This is a genomic window from Nguyenibacter vanlangensis, from assembly GCF_013376155.1.
GTDB lineage: Bacteria > Pseudomonadota > Alphaproteobacteria > Acetobacterales > Acetobacteraceae > Gluconacetobacter > Gluconacetobacter vanlangensis.
In genome coordinates this window covers 1-2272 of record NZ_JABXXP010000470.1, presented here as the reverse complement: position 1 = coordinate 2272, position 2272 = coordinate 1, and the positions used below count along the sequence as shown (strand labels likewise).

General features: G+C 70.1%; 2 protein-coding genes. Both read right to left on the bottom strand.

From position 1 onward, the window contains the following. Positions 1-113: 113 nt before the first annotated feature. Positions 114-1082: a phosphate ABC transporter permease subunit PstC gene (gene pstC, locus HUK84_RS15395; RefSeq protein ID WP_176641068.1), complete on the bottom strand. Its 969-nt coding sequence runs from the start codon at positions 1080-1082 to the stop codon at positions 114-116. 148 nt (positions 1083-1230) lie between these two features. Further along, a partial coding sequence (locus HUK84_RS15390) for a putative bifunctional diguanylate cyclase/phosphodiesterase (protein ID WP_176641067.1) occupies positions 1231-2272 on the bottom strand: 1042 nt, incomplete at its 5' end.

Below are 2272 nucleotides of genomic sequence, written 5' to 3'. Positions count from 1 at the left end.
CGGGCACCCCGGCCAGTTCCCCCGACATCACGTCACCCGACCTCGCGTCACTCAGCGTCGCCTCACCCGGCGCCGCGCCGCCGCTCATCGTCCCGTTCTCCCGGTCCGCCATCTCACGCCCCCCGCCGCAGCAGCACCCGCGAGCAGGCCAGCGTGACGAACGAGATCACCATCAGGATGAAGCCCAGCGCCAGCAGCGACGACAATTTCAGGCTGCCCGCCGCGCTCTCGGGAAATTCCAGCGCGATCAGCGACGCGATCGTGTTCCCCGGCGCGAACAGCGACCAGCCGATCCGGTTGGCGTTGCCGATCACGAAGGTCACCGCCATCGTCTCGCCCAGCGCCCGCCCCATCCCCAGCATCACACCGCCCACCAGCGCCGGACGCGACCAGGGCAGGATCACGCTGCGCATCACCTCCCACCGCGTCGCACCCAGCCCATAGGCGCTCTCGCGGATCTGCGCCGGCATCGCCGTGAACACGTCGCGCATCACCGCGCACACGAACGGCGTCACCATCACCGCCAGCACCAGACCCCCGGTCAGCAGCCCCGTCCCGTAGGGCGCCCCGTGAAACAGCACCCCCAGCACCGGCACATGCCCCAGATGCCGGTTCGCCCACGGCTGCACCACCCGCGCCATCACCGGCACGATCACGAAGAAGCCCCACATCCCGAATATGATCGACGGCACCGCCGCCAGAAGCTGCACCGCCATGCCGATCGGCCCCGCGACCGACCCCGGCGCCATCTCCACCAGCCAGAACGCGATCCCGAACGCCAGCGGCACCGCAATCAGCAGCGCCAGCACCGTCGTCATCACCGAACCGAACACCGGCGCAAGCGCCCCGAAATGCTCCGACACCGGGTTCCATGCCGTGCTCCACGCAAAGCCGGGGCCGAACGCACCCCACGCCTGCGCCCCGCCCCACGCCAGAACCCCGATCAGACCCCCAAGAAGCGCCAGAAGCGACCACCCGCTCAGCCGCACCGCAGCCGCGAAAACCACGTCTCCGCCGGTTCCGAATCCGCGTCGCCCCGCCGGAACATCGTTCCGCGCGGCCTGGGCCGGCATCCGCTGCATACGTCACTATCCCGATGCCGTGTCCATAACCGAACCACCCATAGCGTTCGGCCCACGCCGCTTCAATCAGCCAGCCCGGCGCGGCCGATTAAGTTTTTATGACAACAATCCGCGGTTTTCCGCCCCCTCCGTGGCGGAAAACCGCGCGTCAGGGGCCGGCCTGATGCTGCCAGGCCGCCAGCCAGCGCGGCACCCGCCCCGCGCGCAGCGGCCGCGACATCAGGTATCCCTGCACCACGGGGCACTCCAGGTCGTCGAGCAATTCCAACTGCCGCCGCGTCTCCACCCCCTCGGCCACCACGGTCACGCCCAGGCTCTGGCCGATGCGGATCACCGCGTTCACGATGGAATGGGCCGTGCCGGCCTGCTCCAGCCCGCCCATGAAGCCGCGATCGATCTTGACCTCGCTGAGCGGCAGATTGACCAGGTTCGCCAGGCTGGAAAAACCGGTGCCGAAATCATCCATCGACAGGCCGACACCCAGCGCGCGGATGGCATGGGCGGCGGCGATCGTCCGCGCCTCGTCGGCGATCATGCAGCTCTCGGTCATTTCGACCATCAGCCGGCCGGGCGGAATGCCGGTTTCCGCCAGGATGGCGGCGATCACCCCCGGCAGGCGCGGGTCCCGGAAATGGCGGGCCGACAGATTGACCGCCACCGCCGGGACCTCGATCCCCGCGGCGATCCATTCGGCCATCTGCCGGCAGGCCGTGCGCAGCGCCCATTCCCCCAGCGCCTCGACCATCCCGCTTTCCTCGGCCAGCGGAACGAAGCGGGCGGGGGGAATATCCCCCTGCGCCGGGTCGTGCCAGCGGGCCAGCGCCTCGACGCCGTACAGCGCGCCGTCGCGGGGACGGATCTGCGGCTGGTAGACCAGGCTCAATCGCCCGTCCGACAGCGCCTCGCCCAGCGCCCCGGCCAGGATGATCCGGTCCTGCGCACGGCGATTCATTTCCGGGCTGAAGAAGCGATACGTATCGCCCCCGGCATCGCGCGCCCGCGATACCGCGATCTGGACATGGCGCAGCACGGTTTCGACCGGCTGCGCCGCGCCGACGGCGACACAGATCCCGATGCTGGCGGTCGAACCGACCGACACGCCGTCGACCGCGAAAGGCCGCGCCACCGCGCGCAGGATCGACCCGGCCAGCGACGCGGCATGGTCGACCGCCAGCACCCCGTCGCGATCC

Excerpts from the sequence above, each read along its gene's own strand:
- pstC (WP_176641068.1), bottom strand. The coding sequence starts at position 1,082 with ATGCAGCGGATGCCGGCCCAGGCCGCGCGGAACGATGTTCCGGCGGGG.